The following is a 19,436-nucleotide window of genomic DNA, read 5'->3' as shown; positions in this document are numbered from 1 at the left end:
GGCTTCTTTCTTCGTTTCTTCGCTATATCGATTAAAGGTTTGGCCTTTCTTCGCTGACATAACAAAAATCCCCTCCGGTATCCAGTATTTGAGTTCATTGTAACATGTCCTCTTTTTTCACTGTCTACCATGAGGGGATAATACCACCCCAATCAGGTCGATCTCCCTCTTTATTATCGCAATCTGTCAGGCGACAGATGTGAAATTATTTACCCAAGAAGGCATTCAGCATCCAGGTATGCTTCTGTACATCGCTGACCATGCCGGTCAACAGATCGGATGTAGCGTCGTCCCCTTCTTGATCTGCGGCTTCGATTCCCGCCTTCAGTTCGCCGGCAAGCTGCTCGAAATCCGCAACCAGCCGTCCGACCATCTGCTCGGCCGTGTTTTCATCGGAAACCTCTTGCAGCGTGGCCAGGTTCAGATATTGCGCCATACTGGCTGCCGGTTTGCCGCCAATGGCCAGCATCCGCTCTGCCAGCTCATCCACATAACCAGCTGCAGTGTTGTACAGTTCCTCGAATTTCTCGTGCAGCATGTAGAACTGAGGACCTTTTACATACCAGTGATAGTGGTGAAGCTTCACGCCAAGCAAACTCCAATTGGCTACCTGCGTGTTCAAAATTTGTTGAAGTTCATTGGTTGTCGTTCCTTGTGTTTGTTGGGTAAAGTTACTCATCTATATCGTCTCCTTTGTTATTGTATTTAGACTTATTCTAAATCCTTGTATTAATCATAACAGATTCTTGTCTCTTTTGCAAAGGGAATCGGAAACTTATCAGATGAAGATAGGATGAAGAAATTACCTTCTATTTATTCCTATCCTAATTTATTTTTAAGATCAACTGCTATGATAGGCATCATATTTCTCCGGCTTCAAGTAACCTTAAGACAACCCCAGGATCGTTTTCATTTCCTTCCGCTTTTGCTTCGGATTCATCACATACAACGTATCCCCTGCCTCTATGACCGTACTCCCCTTAGGCGTAATGATCCGCTTCTCCCGAATAATAGCCGTAAAGAGGATATCATCCGGCAGATTCAGCTGCTGAATCTCCTTGCCGATAATGGGCATCTCCCCATCCACCAGAATATGGTTGATCTCGGAATCCGTTTTTCCAAGAGCCATTAACTCTAATAAAGTCGGTGCTTTGGCTTTATCCTTCTCCACCAGCGAAAGTATCTGCGTGAGCGGAGAGATCGTGGTGCCTTGGATCACCGCTGAGGTCAACACAACAAAGAACACGACATTAAAAAACAATTCTCCATGCTTGATTCCCGCCAGAACGGGATATGTAGCCAGGACGATCGGTACGGCCCCGCGAAGGCCCGCCCATGAAATTAATATTTTCTCCCGCATGGCAAATTTGGTAAACAACAGGCTGCTGAACACGCCGATCGGCCTGGCTATAAATATGAGAATAAGGGACAATAACAGTCCTTGCCATACAACCTCCGACAGCTCATTCGGGAAAACAAGCAGCCCGAGCAGGACAAACATGACGATCTGCATCATCCAGGCGAAACCTTGGTTAAATGCCTGAATCGTCTTCCGGTATGTCAGCTCGGTATTGCCGAGCAGCAAAGCCATCACGTATACGGCGAGCAGACCGCTGGCTCCAAGCCAAGCGGCGGCGGCATACGACATCACGGCGAATCCCAGTGCCGTTACGGGATATAAGCCCGAGGAATCGAAATTGATACGATTGATCACATATACGGCCAGCATGCCGATAAGAACACCGACAACCAGACCCAGTCCCATCTCCATTACGAACGAAAAAATAAGACCTATCAAATTCAGTTCCGGGTATTCGATCCATTCGATAAGGGATACGGTTAGAAATACCGCCATCGGGTCATTGCTTCCGGATTCAGCCTCCAGCGTCATTCGAATCCGTTTCTTCAAATTCGTTCCGCCGAGTACCGAGAAGACGGCCGCCGCGTCCGTCGAACCAACATTGCACCAATTAACAACCCCTCTTGTAACGAAATATCCAAAATGAATGCAGCGCATATTCCGACGACAACCGTTGTCAGCAACACACCTATCGTTGCAAGTGAAATGGCCGTCCCCATAACCGGCTTGATTTCTTTGAAATCGGTCTGCATCCCGCCCTGAAACAATATGACAATCAACGCAAATATGCCGACCAGCTGTGTGAGCTCCGCATTATCGTAATAAATGAAGCGGCTGAGAATCATCCCGATGGCAATAAACAGCACCAGGGCGGGCATGCCGAAGCGAGAAGAAAATTTGGTGGTCAATACACCTGTCACTAGCAAGGCGCCGCATAATAAAATCATGGAATCAACAAAACTTGGCAAGCTCATCCCTCCGGTGCGTCAAATTCGTACATTATATTACCCGAAAATCATCGCTTCCTCGCACACAATAACTACTCCATCGGTCAAAGATTAACGGCGGAGCTGGCAGACAAGAAATTTGCAAACGTTTACTGGAAATTCCACGCCCAATGACTTTATACTGGTAACAAGCGACATACATAGGGGAGGCGTCAATCGAGTGAACATATCTATTATGAAAAGCGATCAACTACATCAAGCTGTTGAGCTGTCCGACCGTATATTTCTGAAGCAGCCGGAACAGCCTTCTATGGGGGTATCCTTTCCTCCGATATTCTCGCCGGGAATCAGCCATTCCTACGGTGCATGGGATCAAGACAAACTCGTTTCATTCATGGGATTCGTACCATTTACCATTCAAACTCGCAGTGCTCGTTTAAATGTCTACTCCATCGGCTCCGTCTGCACAGATCCGGAATACCGGGGTCAGCGACTCGCAGGCAGTCTCCTGGAACAGTGTATCCGTCATGGCGAAGCTTCGGGGGCATCCTTAATCCTCATTTCCGGCGGAAGATCCCTGTATACCCGGGCAGGCAGCCGTTTGTTCGGTCGTGCACTCCGGTTTCGTCTAGACCGGGCCGTCATGGAGCCCTTACGGGCGGTAACGGGAAAACAAGTGCGCATCCGGGCAATGCAGCCGCAGGATTTATTCCACCTTCAAAAGCTCATGGAACAGCGGGAAGCCGGTTATGTTACCACAGCTTCGGAGCTTAACAAGCTGCTGGGTGCAAGCGCCTATTCCAACGTGATCCGTCTCGAGCAGCAGGTGCTTGTCGCCGAAGAAAACGGCGTGTTGACTGCATTTGCTATCATCGCCGTACCCGGAGCTGTGATGACTCCTTCGAGAGAATCTACCCTTGTAGAATGGGGGGGAAGCCCGGAAGCGGCTGCGCTGGTCATAGCCGAGGCGATCTCTTCCTTCAACCTGTCAGAGCTAACCGTTCCGCTGCCATGGCAGGATAACGAGCTGGCAGCGTTAATCCAATCCGCCGGCATCAAGCCTGAATATATTCAGAATGAGGGGACCGCGTATTTGGTCAGCGGCCCGGAACTGCTCCGTCAGCTGGCTCCCCTGCTGCCAGAGGGGTTGATTCAGGCAGATGGCGAGCATGGTCCTTACCGTCTTAGCTTGAACAATGAAGTATTGGAACTGGATGATGAGGGTTTGCTCTCGATCCTGTTTGATCCGGAATCCTCTTATCGGGCTAACGGAAGCATAACCTTTGAACCTATCCCTCTCCCGTACACAACAGGTCTTCAATATATTTGACGCAGATACTGAAGGTGCATTTGATCCTTCCCCTAGTGGGGGAGGTCATGTGCACCCTTTTTATTTAATTGGTTAGGATCTGAATCTATTACCCGACAGTCAGTACAGCGCTGCTATTCATACCAACCATGGTCGTGCGCCTATTTTTAACTGGATATGTGCCCTTCTTCTCCGCTTATACATAGGATGAAATAACCTAACTGATAGAAAGAGGTGCATGGCTTGAGTCATCATCCAAAAAGAGGCCTGCAATCCCAAACAAGCCTGGGTATTCCAGGGCTTTTCCCCGGATACCCGTTCTATCCTTATCCATACTATCCACCTTATTATCCGGTCTATCCTTTCCCTCCGTTTTATCCGGGATATCCCGGTCACGGATTTCCTGGACACGGGCATGGACATGGCCCATGGCATCCTGGCGGACCGGGACACGGACCGGGTCCGTGGCATCCAGGCGGTCCTGGTGGTCCCGGACACGGACACGGTCCTGGCGGCGGTCCCGGTTACGGGCCGAGGGGAGCACAGAGACTGCGCAGTAAGCGGTAAACACTCGCTAACGCGCATAACAACCCGCCCGGTTCATCCCGGGCGGGTTGTTATTGCTAATCCATAGCTATAAATGGCCTTTACCGTTTCTTCGAGATCTCATCCCGATCCGGACTTATGGCACCGCCATTACCATCACCATAACCTTGATACAGATTAGGGTCCGGAACCGCATCCTCGGTGGCAGCCGCTGCTTCGGAGCGTGAATCTACCGGCGCACCGGAACCGCTATAGGTGCCTTCCTCACGGTAGTGATGTTCGTTAAGGGCGCTATTGCTGCGGAATATATCATATACCCGGCCACCGTTCGTTTCATCTGCATCCACCATGACCAGAATATGGCCTTCATCCACATAGCCCCCATATTCCTCGGCTTGCTCTTCCGGAATTCCAAGGCCAATAAGACCACCTACCAATCCGCCCGCGCCGGCGCCAACGGCTGCTCCCGTAAGGGTTGCCGCGATCGGACCAGCCGCGACGATCGGACCAATGCCTGGAATGGCCAATGCACCTAAGCCGGCCAGCAATCCGGTTACGCCGCCTAACACACCGCCTGTAGCCGCACCGGATGCCAAGCCTTCAGGCGCCTTGGTGCCGGTCTCCTCCTGAATATGAGAAGATTCTCCGCGATCTTTGGCAATGACAGAGATTTCATCGGCTCTGAAACCTTGCTGCTTTAGTTCCTCAATGGCCCGGGTTGCTTCCTGCTCCGTCCGAAAAGCTCCTACAATTTTCTGAGTCATATGAATTCCTCCTAATGGTCATTTTCGGTTATCGCTGTACATTCCTAACTTAAACGCCAGCCGCCATAATCAAACAAAAAAACTGATGCAGTGTTTGTAATAGGCCTCCCCGCAGCACCAATAACCCCATAATTATCCAGTTTTAAAGACTGGTAATATTTAACTTTATAAATATTCATGTTAATATAGCAAGTAAGCACTTGTACCTTAAAAATAGAATAGGGTTGGTGATTGCATGAACTGGTTCAAGCCATTCGAGGACGATCTTGCTGCCGCATTCTCTGTCTGCGAAGCAAGGTTATCCGAGCTCCCTGCTCCCTTGAATGAAATCGGTCTTTCCTACTTGAGAAAGTTTGACGTGTTCGAGCAGGACAGTTCCAAAAATTACATTTGTTATCTGCTTCCTTTCTGGATGAAAGAACTGACCGAACTCCCCGCCGATGTATACCGACACCTCTCAGCGGCCAACATAATCGGCATGTTATACTACTTCATTCAAGACGACATAATGGACTCGCCCCATGACAGTCAGTCTTCCACAGATTCGAAACATCATCTCGCACTTGCTAACCTGCTGTATTACGAATTTCTCACATCCTATCAACCCTATTTTCCAGCAAACTCCGACTTCTGGTCTTATTTCAAAAACTACACGTTTGAATGGTCGGAAGGCGTTATCCATGAAACCCAGGATGATTACTTCAAGCACCACCCTATCATGGTTGCAAAAAAGGCAGCTCCCGTAAAGCTGGGAAGCACGGCAGCATTGCTTTTATCTGATCAAGCAGGCCTCATTCCACGAACGAATGATGTAATGAACCATGTTTTGCTTACCTTGCAGATGGTGGACGATTGGACCGATTGGATGCAAGATCTTGCGGATGGCAGCTACAATTGCCTGCTGTCTCTCATTAAATCGGAATTGGGACGACCGCGCGACACGAATCTGACGATGGCCGAAGTTCAAGAAGCCATCTATATCAATAACGCGTTGAAGCCCTATGCAGACATTGCGGCAGCGACCCATGCCTTTCTCTTATCGGTAGATATAGACGCCCCCCATCTCATCTCCTTTCATCAAACGATGGTGGACGAGCTTCAAGCCGAAGCAAATCATATCGAAAACAGTAAAGAAACCCTTTCTTTTGGCGGATTAAACTATTACTTGTCTATTCTAAGCAAAAAATAATAGATTTTATATTTGTTCCATGGTATTCTTTAAGAGTAAAAAATAACCAATTTATTTGAAAGGGTGATTCTTATGACGACAGAAGCCATCTTTCAAACACAATTGATTCAAAAAGCTTGGGAGGATCCTAGCTTTAAGGCAAAATTGCTTAGCGATCCGAAATCCGCCATCAAGGAAGTTCTTGGGGTGCGGATTCCCGACCACATCGAGATTCGAACGCTTGAAGAGAACCCTAACGAGCTGTATCTGGTCATTCCTCCGAATCCATCAGGCGTGATCAAGTCAGAAGCCACAGCAAAAGCCATCTGGTAAAGACTACATAACAGCTTGGACATTTCATAAATAGATGTTATCGGCACAAAGAGTGGGGACGATCGCCGTCAAAGCGCTGCCGCAGCTTAGCGAATTATTCGCCAGCTGCGGGAAGCGTAACGACAGCATCCGTCCCCACTCCTTTTTTACTCGTAAAATAAATGTCTCCATTCATGGCCTCGATAATTCGGAAGGTCACCATCAGACCAAGCCCCGTGCCCTTGGTTTTGTTGGAGAAATAAGGCTCTCCCAGCCGTGCCAACACATCCGGCTCCATCCCTTCGCCATTATCTATAACATGAATAAATACCTGGTCCTGCTGACGATAGCATCGGATATGAACCAATCCCTCTTCGCCCAGCGCCTCGATGCTATTCTTAACAATGTTGATAAAAGCCTGCTTAAATTTCGAGGAATTCCCCCGAATCGTAATATCCTCCGGAATATCAACGGTAATCCTGCCTCCTTGGAGGTGGGCAAGCGGACCAAGTATGCCTTCGATATGTTTAAACTCCTCCGCAACCCGTAGCACGGTGTCTTTGCCGAATTCCGGTTTGGCAAAGGTCAAGAAATCCGTAATAATGCCGGATGCACGGTCTAATTCCACCAGAGCCAAATCCAAATATTCGCGTTCCGTGGCTTGGGCTTTTCCAGTTAGAAGCTGCAGGAATCCCCGCGTAACTTGCAGCGGGTTACGAACCTCATGCGCAACCGATGCTGCAAGCTCACTGATGATCTCCATTTTCTCCGATCGCTGCAGTTCATTGTTGAACATCTCAAGCTCCTTGGAGTATTGCAGAATCCGTTCGTGGTTTTTGGCAAAATGCCGTCCCAGAATGACAATCAAGGCAATAATGAAGCTGACAATCCCCCATTTCCAGAGGAAGAGATTGTAGCTGCCACGGGTGAGGAAAAATTGCAGCAGCTCGCTTAAGCCCACAACTGCGAAGATTGCAAAGCCTGCATTAAAAATAACAGCGTCCTTATTACCCTTCACGGCATAATACATGGAGCTTCCGACCAGCAAAACAAATTGAACGATCATCACAATACCCATTACATGAACGGAGAAGAAATAATACAGATCGAACCATTGATTCGAACCCCATTGATTAACAATCAGAAACAGCCCGCAAAACAGCGAGTAAAATATCTGGAACTTGCGGAGTTTGCGCAGCAAGCCCTTCCAGCCGGGCCCAAAGATGGTTTCAAAAAAGAGACTGAACGAAGGAAGTAAGATAAATAATGAGATGTCATATAAGTGAGTGTAAATATTTCCATATTGATTAAAAATCGTATAAAGAAACGGGGAGTATGTAAACACCAGTATGCCTACAGATAAAATAATGCAAGAAAGGGATAATACAGCGACCAAATATTTTCTGTTCAAAAAAATAGCGCAGATCAACATCACCAATGCGATAAATATAAAGGCGCTCCCAAGAATGATGTCCATTAAATTCGACTTGATAAACCGATTAAACATGTCCTGATAATCGCCGACAAGGATTTTCCCTTCAATCGTCACATGATCTCTAGCGGTCTCCAGCCAGATGTGAAGGTCCTTGCCGAGCATGTTCTGATGCAGAGGAAGCAAGATGTAATTAAGCTCATAATTGTACGTTCGGGTAGATTCGTAAATCTTCTCATGGTTCGCATAAACCGCAACCTGCTGTCCGTGGAGCTTATCAATCAAAATGCCAGGGGATGTGGATGCGATCTCGGGAATCTTCATATGAATCCACGCGGATGCCTTGGTATGCGGCTTAAAAGGCTTCGAATCACCGGCCGAAGTTTCCATCCAGTCATTGATATGGACGGGGACGCTCTCTGGTATCCCCCGGGACTCCGACCAGAGGATTCTCCACTCCTTAATCGCTGCACGAACTGCCGTTTCTTCGGTGGCAAAGACAAGCCTGGGGAGCCCCTGGCTTAAAGTAAATACGATGATCAGGAACACAGCGATTCTCCATCCAGACTTCATTGACGCACCTCAAACATTATAATGAGTGAAACTCTTACTGTGTTATTCGATGCAACAAAACCTTCCACCTTCTAAAATTCGGAAAAATGATAAAATTTTCTATTATAGATGTAACAAAGAGAGACACCGTTATGGCATCTCTCTTCCATTTATACTTCCGATTCCTGCGTAGCAGGTACGGCCGGAAAGCGTATAATGGCCTCGGTCCCGCTGCCCTTCTCACTAACAAAATGAATGGTGCCATGCATCGCTTCGATGATTCGAAAGGTAACCATCAAGCCAAGCCCCGTCCCTTTGGATTTATTGGAGAAGTAAGCCTCGCCAAGTCTCTCAAGATCGGCAGCATCCATTCCGATGCCGTCATCTTTGATATGAATCACCACTTCTTCTCCCTTGGCATAGGCCCATATGCGAATAACCCCTTCTCCATCCAGTGATTCGATACTATTCTTGACGATATTAATCATCGCTTGTTTAAGTTTGGAAGAATTACCCTTCATGAATAATTCCTTTGCGTTATCCAGCTCGATCGAGCCTCCGCTAAGATTGGCAAGCGGCAGCAGGATGCCTTTTACGTGCTTCAACTCTTCATACACATTCAGCTTGGTCTCGTTCTCTAATTGAGGCTTAGCAAATGTGAGGAAATCCGTGATGATTCCCGAAGCCCGATCCAGCTCCTTCAACGCCAGGCCAAAATACTCCTTCTCCGCCTGTTTGGTGTTCTGTGCCAGCAGCTGCATGAAGCCGCGTGTCACTTGCAGTGGATTACGAACCTCGTGTGCTACTGAGGCGGCCAGCTCGCTGATGATCTCCATCTTCTCCGATCGCTGAAGCTCATTATTAAACATCTCCAGTTTCCTGGAATACTGCAGCACTTGCTCATGGCTGCGGACGAATTTACGGCCCAGCATGACGATCAAGGAGACAATCAGTCCGATAATGCCCCACTTCCATAAAAAGAAATGATATTCCCCGTCATGGTAATAAAAAGCCAGCAGATCTCCGAGCGTCGCTAACGCCATTATCCCAAAGCCTACAGAAAAGATATAAGCGTCCTTGTTCCGCTTGGATGCATACAGAATCGTAGTACCGACCAGCAGCAGCATCTGCAGGATAATCAGAATACCCAGGATCTTCACCGAAACCAAATAGTAGATCTCGTAAAATGAATGATGGCTGACCACATGGGCAACTAGAAATATCAGGCATATGACGGAATAGGCTATTTGAAATCTTCGGCAGTAGCGAATGACTCGATAGGGCCCGGGGCCATACATATTCTCAAAATAGTAATACAGCGCCGGCAGCACGGCGAAGAGTGAAATATCAAACACCGAGACCCACACGCTGCCTTGCTCTCCATAGAAAGTGTATAGGAACGGTGAATACGTAATAAGCATAGCCCCGCTTGCCAGAATAACCACGCTAAGCGACAGCCAGCTGGATACCGTATGCTTCGGGAGGAACAAGCAGCAAAAGAACATGACCACCGCAATAAACAGAAACGAGCTGCCCAATATGAAATCTTCCAGGTCCTTCTTGATAAAGCTTCCACGCAAATGCTCATATTCGCCAAGTATAATATCGCCTTCGATGCCTAACGTCATATCCTTGACGCCGTTCGTCCATATATAAACGGTCTTGCCGGCATCATCCGGATGGACCGGAAGCAGAAGAGAATGATTCGTGTACATATAGTCTCGCTTGGCTTCATACACCTGTTCATTCTCCAAGAAAGCCACAACATCCTGTCCCTTGATGCGGTCAATCATGATGGCCGAATGTTTCCAAGGGAGAGCCGGTAAAGTAAAACGATTCCATGCTGAATACACCCCATCTGACTCGGGGGGGCCCTTCTTGTCTGGTATTCCCGTCAACCAGCTTCTTCCCTGCAGGTTGACCGGCGAAACAACCTCCTGTTGTTCGTTATCCCACATAAACTGCCAATCGGATATCACGATTTGAGAACCGATTTTCCCGGTGATATGGTCGATATAATCAGCAGCAGCGGCACCACCAGCAGAAGCAGGAATATGGATTTGGGCATATCCTTCATCTAGTCAGCACCTCTAACCGTCTATAGTCAATAAAAGTCCGCATCTTCTCCGTCTTGCCGATTCGACAAACTTCGTGTTCATTTACAATCAATATAACATGAAACGTCTGTTCCGTTTGTAAATTTTTTATTACATACAGGCAAATGAAAAGGGATCGCCCTTAACCCTAAGGTTAAAAGCAATCCCTTACACCTCTAGTGTGTGGAGCTTGAAGCAAGGCCGACTTTATCAACCATCCGCTGACTTTCGTCGTTCAACCCCACGAGCCTGATGTCTTTACCCGCTTCCTTGTACTTATTCAATACCTTGGAAATAGCATTGGTGGCTGACTGATCCCATACATGGGATTTGGAAAAATCAATCGCGACCTGCTCAGGGTCCTCATTTACGTCAAACAGGTTTACAAAATACATCATCGTTCCGAAAAATAACTGTCCCCGGATTTCGTATACCTTCGTATTTGGCTGCACATGCGGTACGGCATGGATTTTTGCCATTTTCCAGCCGAAATTCAGCGCGCTTAATATAATTCCGATCATGACCCCGATGGCCAGATTATGCGTGGCCACCACGATGATTACCGTTGCCAGCATGACTATGGCATCACCTAGTGGTACACGATGAAGTGTGCGAAGCGATCCCCATTCAAATGTACCGATGGAAACCATAAACATGACCCCGACAAGCGCTGCCATCGGAATTTGTTTCACGACATCACCGAGCACAATGATGAGAAACAGCAGGAACACACCGGACACCAGCGTTGATAACCGGGTGCGACCGCCCGATTTGACATTAATCACTGTCTGTCCGATCATGGCGCAACCGGCCATGCCGCCGAAGAATCCAGTGATCACGTTGGAAACTCCCTGCCCGCGGATTTCGCGGTTCTTGTCGCTGCCGGTCTCCGTCATCTCATCCACGAGTGACGCCGTCAGCAGCGATTCCGTCATCCCGACGACAGCAAGAGCCAGAGATATAGGCAATATCGTCATGATCATATCCAAACTGATGGTTACATTCGGAATGTGGAAGAACGGAAGAGCCTGCGTAATGTTGCCCATGTCGCCCACCGTTTGCACAGGAGCTTTGAACCACACCGCGATGATGGTCATCACAATGATGGCAACAAGCGCCGAAGGAACTGCTTTGGTAATCAGCGGCAGCAAGTAGATGATAAGCAGCGTTCCGATGACCATCAAGTACATGGGCCACGACTCGCCCTTGAAATTCGGAAGCTGGGCCAGAAATATGATGATGGCCAGTGAGTTCACGAATCCGGTGATGACCGGCTGGGGAACAAATGTAATAAACCGCCCGAATTTGAGCGCCCCCATCAACAATTGCAAAATACCTGTAAGAATGGTTGCCGCATACAAATACTCGATCCCGTGCATCGCCACGAGCGGCCCCATTAATGACGCCATGGCCCCTGTTGCTGCGGAGATCATGCCGGGACGGCCGCCAAAGAATGAAATACTGACTGCTATCACAAAAGAGGCATAGAGTCCAACCATGGGATCGACGCCAGCCATGATGGAGAATGCGATCGCTTCCGGTATGAGAGCGAACGCTACCGTCAATCCTGACAAAATATCCCTGCGCGAGTTGCCAAAGAAGCCTTGTTTAATCCATTGAAACAAAGTCCTGATCACTTCCTGTTCTATTATAGTGGTTTGACAATCCACTCTCAGGATTGTCCTGGTCCGATAATCACTTTTTCGATTATAACGGGATCATTTCAAAATTTCATTATTCAATTTAAGGAACCTATCCCACGGTATCATTCATTTTCTCCCGTTTGTCTTGAGTTACGTCCATTTTTCCAATTTAAAAAATATTCATAATACGGCAAATGACAGGGAAAGATAAAACTTGTTTGGTTTATCATAACCTGAAAAGATCCAAGATTCATTCTTGATTCAGCGGGTAAAGTCGAAGTATAGAAACCTATTGTATTTGAACTCTTGGAAGGAGATGGACCCTATGCGAGACGAAAATAACCGCAATACGCTGGCAGATTTGACATATTTGGAATTCGAGGCCAAACGGAGAGTCGAGGATACGGACATGATTCCACAAGATGATCTGAGAGACGTCAACACCTACACGGAGCAAAGCCTAAGCAGCGAAGACGCGGACCACATCGCCTACGATCAGAATGAAGCTGCGCCTGCGGATGCGAAACCTGACGAACGTCTGAACCCGGATCACAGCGCCATCGATGCATGGGAAGCGACCGGTGCCGATCCCGATCAGCGGACCATTGCCGACGAAAGAAACTTTTCCTCCTCGGGGCTGGCCGAAGCAGACCGAATCGAACGGGATCGACCAGTCGATGAAACTTACATTCGCGATGTCGCAGATGATGTAACGAGTCGGGAATGGCGAGCTGTCGAAGGTGAGCCCCTTTCTCGCCCCGGAGACGAAATTATCGGCCAATATTCCGGCGATACAGAACGGCGGCTTGCAGCTGACGCTTCATTAACCGGCAGCGGAACTGCGTTTTTAAATCAGGACATTTTTACGAATTACCCGATCGAAGAAGATGAATACCAGCCGCTGGAAGATGTACCGGATGCGGACGCCATAGCGGCTAACAGCCCGGTGGACCCAGCCGCCCCGCCAACGGAACAGATGCACGGTACCGATCTACTAAACGGCAGCCATGGTGAGGACGACTAAACCTGCAAAACCCGCCTCTCCTAATAGGAAGGCGGGTTTTATACTTGTATGGGTTCGATCCTCTATTTTCCGAATATGATATCCAGCCAGCCGAGAAATGACATCCACAGCAGGATGCCGATCAAGGTACCCCATATGAGTGCTGTTAATATGTTTCCCTTTCTTTCCATGCCTATGCCTCCCATACAACATCTTTTATAGTAAAACAGTATGGGTCGAGCTATCAGTTCTTATACTAGCCAACCATTTCAAAGACTAGATTTAATAGGAGGAACAGCCGATGAAGAAGCATCCTGACGAGAACCCACGTTTAGTGACCGAACGCGACATTGATGAGGATTTTGGCCTGTTTGTCGAGGATTCATATCCGGACAGTATCCCGATACCCGACAGCATCAAACACGAGAAGCCGGATGGCAGTGAAACGAGCAAGCGCGGAAACTCTTCATCTTCCTGATCCTTCACACCGGAAATGTAACCTCTACGTTCACCCAAGTCATACCTTCCAACATACACTACACCATACGACCCTGGAAGGATGATGCTGATATGAAAGGATTGCCGATCCATCCCTGCGGACATAAAATCACGCTGCAGCAGCGGCTGGCCTCTTTAACCGGTCATCTGGTAGAAGTCAACGCACCGAACACCGGTTTAGAACCCGGACGTTTGCAGCGGGTATTCCCGAAAAATTTCATCAAGGTACAGGGCGAGCTCTTTGTGCCGTCCAGTCTCAACTCGGTTCGGGTATTTGATGTCAAGCCGCCGGGCAAAACGGTGCTGGTAGGCGTGCGGACCACCTTCTCTACCCGTGGTGCCTTTAACCGGATCCGTCTGGTCAGAATCGGAGCCGATTTTATTGAATTGCTCGCCAAGGATAAGAACCGTTCCCGGATTCTGCTCCCTTTAAACAAAGTGGAGGGCATATTCCCGGTGAAGTAGAGACAGTTAAACGTTTTCCTCAAGCTTCCAGACTTGCGACAAGTCCGGAGGCTTATTTTTTGATTATGGATACTCAGGCAGGACCGACTGGCTTCTGTGACATTACGTCGATAACGTTTTCCTATAGATTATGTATACTCACCTTTTTCGATTTTCAGTACTTGTCCAACCTGTGCTAAAATATGATACAGATTAAATACTTAAGGCTTGATAAGGAATACAGGAGGAATCAATGATGTTGAAACGCAGAACACGCTGGATGCCCGCCCTATTCGTCATCCTGGCGCTGCTGCTCGTGATGACGGCATGCGGTCAGAATGACAAGGGAGCCGAAAGCGGCGCAGGCGGCGGAAAGGGCTCGACGACCGGGGCAACAGCACCCGAAGCGGAACCGCCGAAGGAAACCGAGGTTAAGCAGAACGTGCCGGACCCGAACGCCAGCCACCCTATCGTTACCATTGAGATGGAGAACGGCAAAACGATAAAGCTTGAACTTTATCCGGAGGTGGCGCCGAACACGGTGAACAATTTCATCTCCCTGGTGGAGCAAGGATTCTACGATGGGACAGGCTTTCACCGCGTCATCCCCGGCTTCATGATTCAGGGAGGCGACCCTGACGGTAACGGAACGGGGGGACCCGGCTACGCTATTCCCGGCGAATTTACGTCCAACGGCTTTCAGAATGACCTGAAGCATACGACAGGCGTATTATCGATGGCCCGGGCGCAGGATCCAAACTCCGCCGGATCGCAATTCTTCATTATGGTTGCGGATGCACCTTCGCTGGATGCTCAGTACGCATCCTTCGGAAAGGTGATCGAAGGAATGGAAACCGCAGAGGAGATCGTGGGCTTGGAGCGGGATCAGATGGACAAACCGCTTGAGGTTCCCGTCATGAAGAAAGTGACGGTTGATACGCTCGGCAAGGATTACCCGGATCCCAAGAAGCAGGAATAGCATCTTTTCGGACTAGCATTGCCTCGCAAGTTCATGGCATTGGCACACATCCCGGATCACTTGTGAATACAGGCATACCGGCAGGTTTAACGACACAACAAAACAAGACCCGTACGCTGAATTGAGCGTGCGGGTCTTTTTTTAAGTTACAGCCTGTTTCTAGGAATGGGCCGGCTTCTCGATGACGTACAAGCAAGTGCTGTCAGGCAGCTTCACCGGCTTTCCATCTTCATCCATGAATTCGATTCGATCAGCCAATGCCTCGGCATATCCTTCCTGCAGATAATGCTGCTGCACGCGGATGATCGCCTCAGGACCTAGCGTCCTGCGTATACACTCCGCATACTGCGTAGGCGTAAAGTAGCCAAACTGCTCTTGCACTTCATGAACGTAAGCTTCAGCGCCCCAAGTATAGGTGTACAGGAACTCCATTGCATCGTTCACGGGCATGCGCACTTCCGCCTCGGCCAGCTGCTCGTATATATGACCCGCCCTTTGAAATCCGAGGCATATCGGATCAGCCATTCCATACCGTCGGCCTCAAGAAAGCGGATCCTTCTCCAGGCATCCTCGGGCTCGGTCATAATCCCGTCACGGATGATGATGCGCCCCCCTGGAGCAAGCACATCATAGGCACTGAGCAAGGCTGCCTCCACGGTCGCCGTATTGAAGCGTGAACCGTCCGTCTCAATGTACGAATACAACTCATGCAAAATCGAGGAGAAGATAACCGTATCCACACTCCCCGGCTCCACGTAATCCCTGAGGTTCAGCGCGTCCCCCTTCATCACTTCCCATGCTTTGTGCTCCAAGCGTTTACGTTTCTCCAGCGCTTCAATCACGTTCGAGGAGATGTCGATCCCGACTGGGCGCGCTTGCGGCAGCCGTTCCTCGATCAGATCAAGCAGCACGCCGCCTCCGGGCCCGATATCCAGCACCGCCGTTCCCGTTATATAATCCAGAATCACTTTTTTATAATCTCCCGTGCTGTTCATATCGCTCAAATAACTCTCTTCGTTATGAAATCTATCGTAGGCGTCGCGGCGCAGGCCGAATAGGTCGAACAGGAGCAGGACCGCTTTCTCATAGAGGGGCGATTTCTCCGCTTCGATGCAAAATTCAATTAGTTTCTCCGCTGCTTGCGAGAATTCGAAGGTAAAAAATATCGTATCCGGCAGCTCCGGCTTCCGTTCAATCCGGTGGCTCAGATGCGGGTTGGCCATCACCGACCCATGAAGGCAAGACGTCCAATCCGTTTGGCGCAAATATTGCTCAATCATTCTCTTCTTATATACGTTCAGCTTCTTGACGCCTTTGTAATCGTAATACATATCGTTCATCAGCGGCTCAAAGCTTAAGTGGTTCACCGAATCCGGTAGCAGCCGATCCCCCTGCCCCTCCGCAAGCGGCTGATCCATGTCCCGCTTCTCCGAATGGAGAGCAAGCAGGAGAACCTTCACGAATTCTTCCAACGAGAAATCCTGCAAGGCGGCTTCCACGTACCAGAGCGTCATATCCTGAAATCCATGCAGAACAGCTGGCAGATCACACTGCTCACGAATCCCATGAAGCTGCTTATCGAAGTCTTCTCCGCGGGCAATCGAAACGGATCGAAGACGGCGCAGCCGTTCCTCGTAAGTCCACCGATCCGGTACGGTCCCTTCAGCAAGATTCCGAATAAGCTGAGTTATTTCTTCCTGAACGGAATGCCAGAGCTCCTCCGATACGCCGCCGATGATGCAGTGATTCAAGGGGATTAGCAGCCGGATCAACTCCTCCGCGGTCAGCCGTCCTTCCTCCGTAAGCTTATGCAGCGGCAGATTCTCCTCAAAAGCGACTTCCCCGCGAATGTGTTGCCCGAGCAGTCCATGGGTAAGTATGAGTGTATGGACCATCTCCTCATGCGGAGACATGGTTCCGTTGCCGTCCCGGATATGTCTCTCGTATAACTGGGCAGACCCGATATTATGAAGGAACAAGTTCATACCCGACTGCTGCCAGCGAAGGCGATCCCGCATCGTTCCGCCCTTGGCCGTTTCCGCCCACACCAGTACTTCTTCCAGCAGTTCTTTGATCCAATAGGAAACAGGCAGCGAATCCAGTATCTTCAATGTACGTTCTACATAATCGAGCACGGGGTTGGCATGTGCCAATTGGCCAATGGACGTAATCCGTTCCAGATTCACGATTCGTTCTTCGGCTGATACCAGTTTCATTAACCATGGATACCTCTTGGCAGCCGCTTCATCCCCCTGCCGAAAAGCGGTTATGATATCCAGCGCGTGCAGCATAGATTGTTCCTCCACTTCCTGAAATAATAATGAACACGTTACGTTTTTTCGCTGCTACGATTATAACAAATTCCTGTCGATGGAATGCAAGCATTTGGTAGTAGCCGATGCTACAGGGTATACTGGTCAACGAAACCATATTTTTTATTGATGTGAAGGAGTGAGTGTACATGAGCCTGAAAAATAAAACAGCCCTCATCACGGGTGCAGGTAAAGGGATTGGACGCGCTCTGGCGATTGCTCTTGCCAAGGAAGGCGTGCACGTTGGGCTTGTCGCCCGTACGGCAGCTGATCTGGAGCCGCTGAGCGCCCTGGTTGCTGAACAATATGGTGTCAGAGCCGTGGCTGCAGTTGCCGACGTTTCCGTGCAGAGCGAGGCAGAGGCTGCGTTTGCAGCGGTAAACATGGAGCTCGGATCGGTAGACATTCTGATTAACAATACGGGCATTGCCCAGTTCGGCAATCTGCTGGAAATGGAACCTGAAGCCTGGAAACGTATCGTTGACGTAAATCTGATGGGGACTTACTACATGACGCGCGCAGCGCTGCCCGGCATGATTGAGCATAACATGGGCGATATCATCAACATCTCTTCTACGGCCGGAGAGCGCGGATTCGCCACAGGCTCTGCCTATAACGCTTCTAAATTTGCCGTTATGGGACTGACCGAAGCCGTGCTCCAGGAGGTCCGCAAACACAACATTCGGGTGACCGCACTGACCCCAAGCACCGTGAACACGGATCTTGCCGTCAATGCCGGCCTGAAGATCGGGGACGAGGACCGGATGATGCAGCCGGAAGACGTAGCTGAGCTTGTGCTCGCTGCACTGAAGCTGCCGCAGCGGGTATTTGTCAAATCCGCCGGGATTTGGACAACCAACCCGCAATAATGGCGCGTCGACAGACGCACCTATTGCTACAGCCATTCAAGGGTGTTCCCTGGTCATCGGCCAAGGGAGCACCCTTTTTGCGTACAGCCTGGATATAAAGCGACCGTAACGCGGACAGCAACAATTGTTCTTTTTTCCATACGGAATCAAGTGTCAACAATCCGTTGTCATGATATAATGACATGGCGTCATACGACAGCCAGATAGTTACCTTAAGCTACACTCATGGAAAGAAGATGACAACAGCATGATCGCTGACATTTTACTAGAAGTGGTACTTCCCATCTTTGTCCTGATAGGTTTTGGCATCATTATGCAATATGCCTTCAAACTCGATTTGTACACACTCGCCAAAATCAACTTTTACTACATTACGCCTGCAGCGGTATTTATGAGTATGTACGAATCCAAAATGTCACCGCAGCTCCTGGGCATGGTGGCCTTATTCTATGCGCTCTATATCGGCGTGCTCTACGTGATCAGCATGCTGGTTGCCAAGCAGCGCAAATTCAATCGGGGGATGAGAGCTGCTTTTACCAACAGCCTTCTGCTCGATAATTCGGGAAACTACGGCCTTCCGATCAATGATCTGGCCTTCAAGGGAGACCCGATGGCCGGCTCGGTACAAGCGCTCATCATGTCTTTTCAGAGCCTCCTTACGTTCACGTACGGAGTTATTTCCATTCAGGGAGCCAAGACGGAAGGATTATACAAACAGGCCATCATCGGATTTCTAAAAATGCCCGTTCCTTATGCCCTCGTCATCGGCATTGTGCTGCATGCCCTGGCGTTGCCGCTCCCGGTCTTTATCTCACAGCCGCTGATGTATGCGGACCAATCCATGGTCGCGATCGCCCTGCTGACGCTTGGCGCACAGATCATTAAATATCCGCTCCGCCTGCGCCGGCTCGATGTTTACCTCAGCGTTCTGCTGCGTCTGCTGGTCGCGCCAGCCATCGGCATTCTGATCGTGCTGCTGCTCGGGCTAAAAGGCGTTCCGGCTCAAGCGCTGATCATTGCTTCAGGCATGCCGGTTGGCGTAAATTCATCCATTTTGGCGGAAGAATATCAGAATGAGCCTGATTTTGCTGCACAAACTGTCCTTATATCGACCATACTAAACGTAATTACAATTACCGGCTTAATTACATTAGCCAAATTTGTAGCTTAACGCTAACTCATCTCTGCTAGGAGGAATTTAC

15 protein-coding genes and 2 pseudogenes are annotated in these 19,436 nt (G+C 49.2%); 9 read left to right on the top strand and 8 right to left on the bottom strand.

Annotated elements, in window-relative coordinates:
- Positions 1-205: 205 nt before the first annotated feature.
- Positions 206-679 carry a Dps family protein gene (locus ACPV3A_RS12040; protein WP_194541407.1) on the bottom strand — a complete coding sequence of 158 codons (474 nt, stop codon included), beginning with the start codon at positions 677-679 and terminating at the stop codon, positions 206-208.
- A gap of 207 nt (positions 680-886) precedes the next feature.
- Positions 887-2,334, bottom strand: a pseudogene (locus tag ACPV3A_RS12035) (potassium/proton antiporter).
- A gap of 193 nt (positions 2,335-2,527) precedes the next feature.
- Between ACPV3A_RS12035 and ACPV3A_RS12030 the strand changes: the two are divergent.
- The gene (locus ACPV3A_RS12030; RefSeq protein ID WP_426199760.1) at positions 2,528-3,637 is read left to right on the top strand and encodes a GNAT family N-acetyltransferase; all 1,110 of its coding nucleotides are present in this window, start codon (positions 2,528-2,530) and stop codon (positions 3,635-3,637) included.
- Between the two features lie 196 nt (positions 3,638-3,833).
- Here the strand turns inward: ACPV3A_RS12030 and ACPV3A_RS12025 are convergent, their stop codons facing one another.
- Complete coding sequence (locus ACPV3A_RS12025) at positions 3,834-4,187, bottom strand: hypothetical protein (RefSeq protein WP_426199759.1); 354 nt, start codon at positions 4,185-4,187, stop codon at positions 3,834-3,836.
- 76 nt (positions 4,188-4,263) lie between these two features.
- A complete protein-coding gene (locus ACPV3A_RS12020; protein WP_426199758.1) occupies positions 4,264-4,926 on the bottom strand; it encodes a general stress protein in 663 nt (220 codons plus the stop codon).
- Positions 4,927-5,161: 235 nt separating this feature from the next.
- On the opposite strand from ACPV3A_RS12020, the gene ACPV3A_RS12015 reads away from it, so the two are divergent.
- Together ACPV3A_RS12015 and ACPV3A_RS12010 are read left to right on the top strand one after the other, a co-directional pair.
- Complete coding sequence (locus ACPV3A_RS12015) at positions 5,162-6,115, top strand: hypothetical protein (RefSeq protein WP_426199756.1); 954 nt, start codon at positions 5,162-5,164, stop codon at positions 6,113-6,115.
- A gap of 72 nt (positions 6,116-6,187) precedes the next feature.
- Positions 6,188-6,427, top strand: a complete 240-nt coding sequence (locus ACPV3A_RS12010) for an NHLP leader peptide family RiPP precursor (protein WP_194541401.1) — start codon at positions 6,188-6,190, stop codon at positions 6,425-6,427.
- 94 nt (positions 6,428-6,521) lie between these two features.
- On the opposite strand, the gene ACPV3A_RS12005 is transcribed toward ACPV3A_RS12010, so the two are convergent.
- From ACPV3A_RS12005 to ACPV3A_RS11995, 3 genes are all read right to left on the bottom strand, one after another.
- Positions 6,522-8,411, bottom strand: a complete 1,890-nt coding sequence (locus ACPV3A_RS12005; protein WP_426199754.1) for an ATP-binding protein — start codon at positions 8,409-8,411, stop codon at positions 6,522-6,524.
- Between the two features lie 149 nt (positions 8,412-8,560).
- Positions 8,561-10,369 carry an ATP-binding protein gene (locus ACPV3A_RS12000; protein WP_426199753.1) on the bottom strand — a complete coding sequence of 603 codons (1,809 nt, stop codon included), beginning with the start codon at positions 10,367-10,369 and terminating at the stop codon, positions 8,561-8,563.
- Between the two features lie 293 nt (positions 10,370-10,662).
- Complete coding sequence (locus ACPV3A_RS11995; protein WP_426199752.1) at positions 10,663-12,111, bottom strand: SulP family inorganic anion transporter; 1,449 nt, start codon at positions 12,109-12,111, stop codon at positions 10,663-10,665.
- A 343-nt stretch (positions 12,112-12,454) separates the two neighbouring features.
- On the opposite strand from ACPV3A_RS11995, the gene ACPV3A_RS11990 reads away from it, so the two are divergent.
- The 4 genes from ACPV3A_RS11990 (at position 12,455) to ACPV3A_RS11975 (ending at position 15,053) form a co-directional block, all read left to right on the top strand.
- Complete coding sequence (locus ACPV3A_RS11990; protein WP_426199750.1) at positions 12,455-13,153, top strand: hypothetical protein; 699 nt, start codon at positions 12,455-12,457, stop codon at positions 13,151-13,153.
- Between the two features lie 280 nt (positions 13,154-13,433).
- Entirely contained in the window at positions 13,434-13,610 is a 177-nt protein-coding gene (locus ACPV3A_RS11985) for a hypothetical protein (RefSeq protein WP_426199749.1), read from the top strand.
- Positions 13,611-13,702: 92 nt separating this feature from the next.
- The gene (locus tag ACPV3A_RS11980) at positions 13,703-14,095 is read left to right on the top strand and encodes a hypothetical protein (protein WP_071223510.1); all 393 of its coding nucleotides are present in this window, start codon (positions 13,703-13,705) and stop codon (positions 14,093-14,095) included.
- A 235-nt stretch (positions 14,096-14,330) separates the two neighbouring features.
- A complete protein-coding gene (locus ACPV3A_RS11975) occupies positions 14,331-15,053 on the top strand; it encodes a peptidylprolyl isomerase (protein WP_220686209.1) in 723 nt (240 codons plus the stop codon).
- 159 nt (positions 15,054-15,212) lie between these two features.
- On the opposite strand, the pseudogene ACPV3A_RS11970 reads toward ACPV3A_RS11975, so the two are convergent.
- Positions 15,213-17,344: pseudogene (locus ACPV3A_RS11970) on the bottom strand (class I SAM-dependent methyltransferase).
- A 170-nt stretch (positions 17,345-17,514) separates the two neighbouring features.
- Between ACPV3A_RS11970 and ACPV3A_RS11965 the strand changes: the two are divergent.
- Together ACPV3A_RS11965 and ACPV3A_RS11960 are read left to right on the top strand one after the other, a co-directional pair.
- Complete coding sequence (locus ACPV3A_RS11965) at positions 17,515-18,234, top strand: 3-ketoacyl-ACP reductase (protein ID WP_426199748.1); 720 nt, start codon at positions 17,515-17,517, stop codon at positions 18,232-18,234.
- Between the two features lie 247 nt (positions 18,235-18,481).
- The gene (locus ACPV3A_RS11960; protein WP_194541393.1) at positions 18,482-19,405 is read left to right on the top strand and encodes an AEC family transporter; all 924 of its coding nucleotides are present in this window, start codon (positions 18,482-18,484) and stop codon (positions 19,403-19,405) included.
- Positions 19,406-19,436 lie beyond the last annotated feature (31 nt).

Source organism: Paenibacillus sp. Dod16 (assembly GCF_049893405.1).
Taxonomy (GTDB): domain Bacteria; phylum Bacillota; class Bacilli; order Paenibacillales; family Paenibacillaceae; genus Paenibacillus_AQ.
This window is presented reverse-complemented; position numbering and strand designations above follow the sequence as displayed.

Coding starts and splice junctions, on each gene's coding strand:
- ACPV3A_RS11990 (WP_426199750.1), top strand. CDS start 12,455: ATGCGAGACGAAAATAACCGCAATACGCTGGCAGATTTGACATATTTG.
- ACPV3A_RS11960 (WP_194541393.1), top strand. CDS start 18,482: ATGATCGCTGACATTTTACTAGAAGTGGTACTTCCCATCTTTGTCCTG.
- ACPV3A_RS11965 (WP_426199748.1), top strand. CDS start 17,515: ATGAGCCTGAAAAATAAAACAGCCCTCATCACGGGTGCAGGTAAAGGG.
- ACPV3A_RS11980 (WP_071223510.1), top strand. CDS start 13,703: ATGAAAGGATTGCCGATCCATCCCTGCGGACATAAAATCACGCTGCAG.
- ACPV3A_RS12010 (WP_194541401.1), top strand. CDS start 6,188: ATGACGACAGAAGCCATCTTTCAAACACAATTGATTCAAAAAGCTTGG.
- ACPV3A_RS12015 (WP_426199756.1), top strand. CDS start 5,162: ATGAACTGGTTCAAGCCATTCGAGGACGATCTTGCTGCCGCATTCTCT.
- ACPV3A_RS12005 (WP_426199754.1), bottom strand. CDS start 8,411: ATGAAGTCTGGATGGAGAATCGCTGTGTTCCTGATCATCGTATTTACT.
- ACPV3A_RS12020 (WP_426199758.1), bottom strand. CDS start 4,926: ATGACTCAGAAAATTGTAGGAGCTTTTCGGACGGAGCAGGAAGCAACC.
- ACPV3A_RS12040 (WP_194541407.1), bottom strand. CDS start 679: ATGAGTAACTTTACCCAACAAACACAAGGAACGACAACCAATGAACTT.
- ACPV3A_RS11985 (WP_426199749.1), top strand. CDS start 13,434: ATGAAGAAGCATCCTGACGAGAACCCACGTTTAGTGACCGAACGCGAC.
- ACPV3A_RS11975 (WP_220686209.1), top strand. CDS start 14,331: ATGTTGAAACGCAGAACACGCTGGATGCCCGCCCTATTCGTCATCCTG.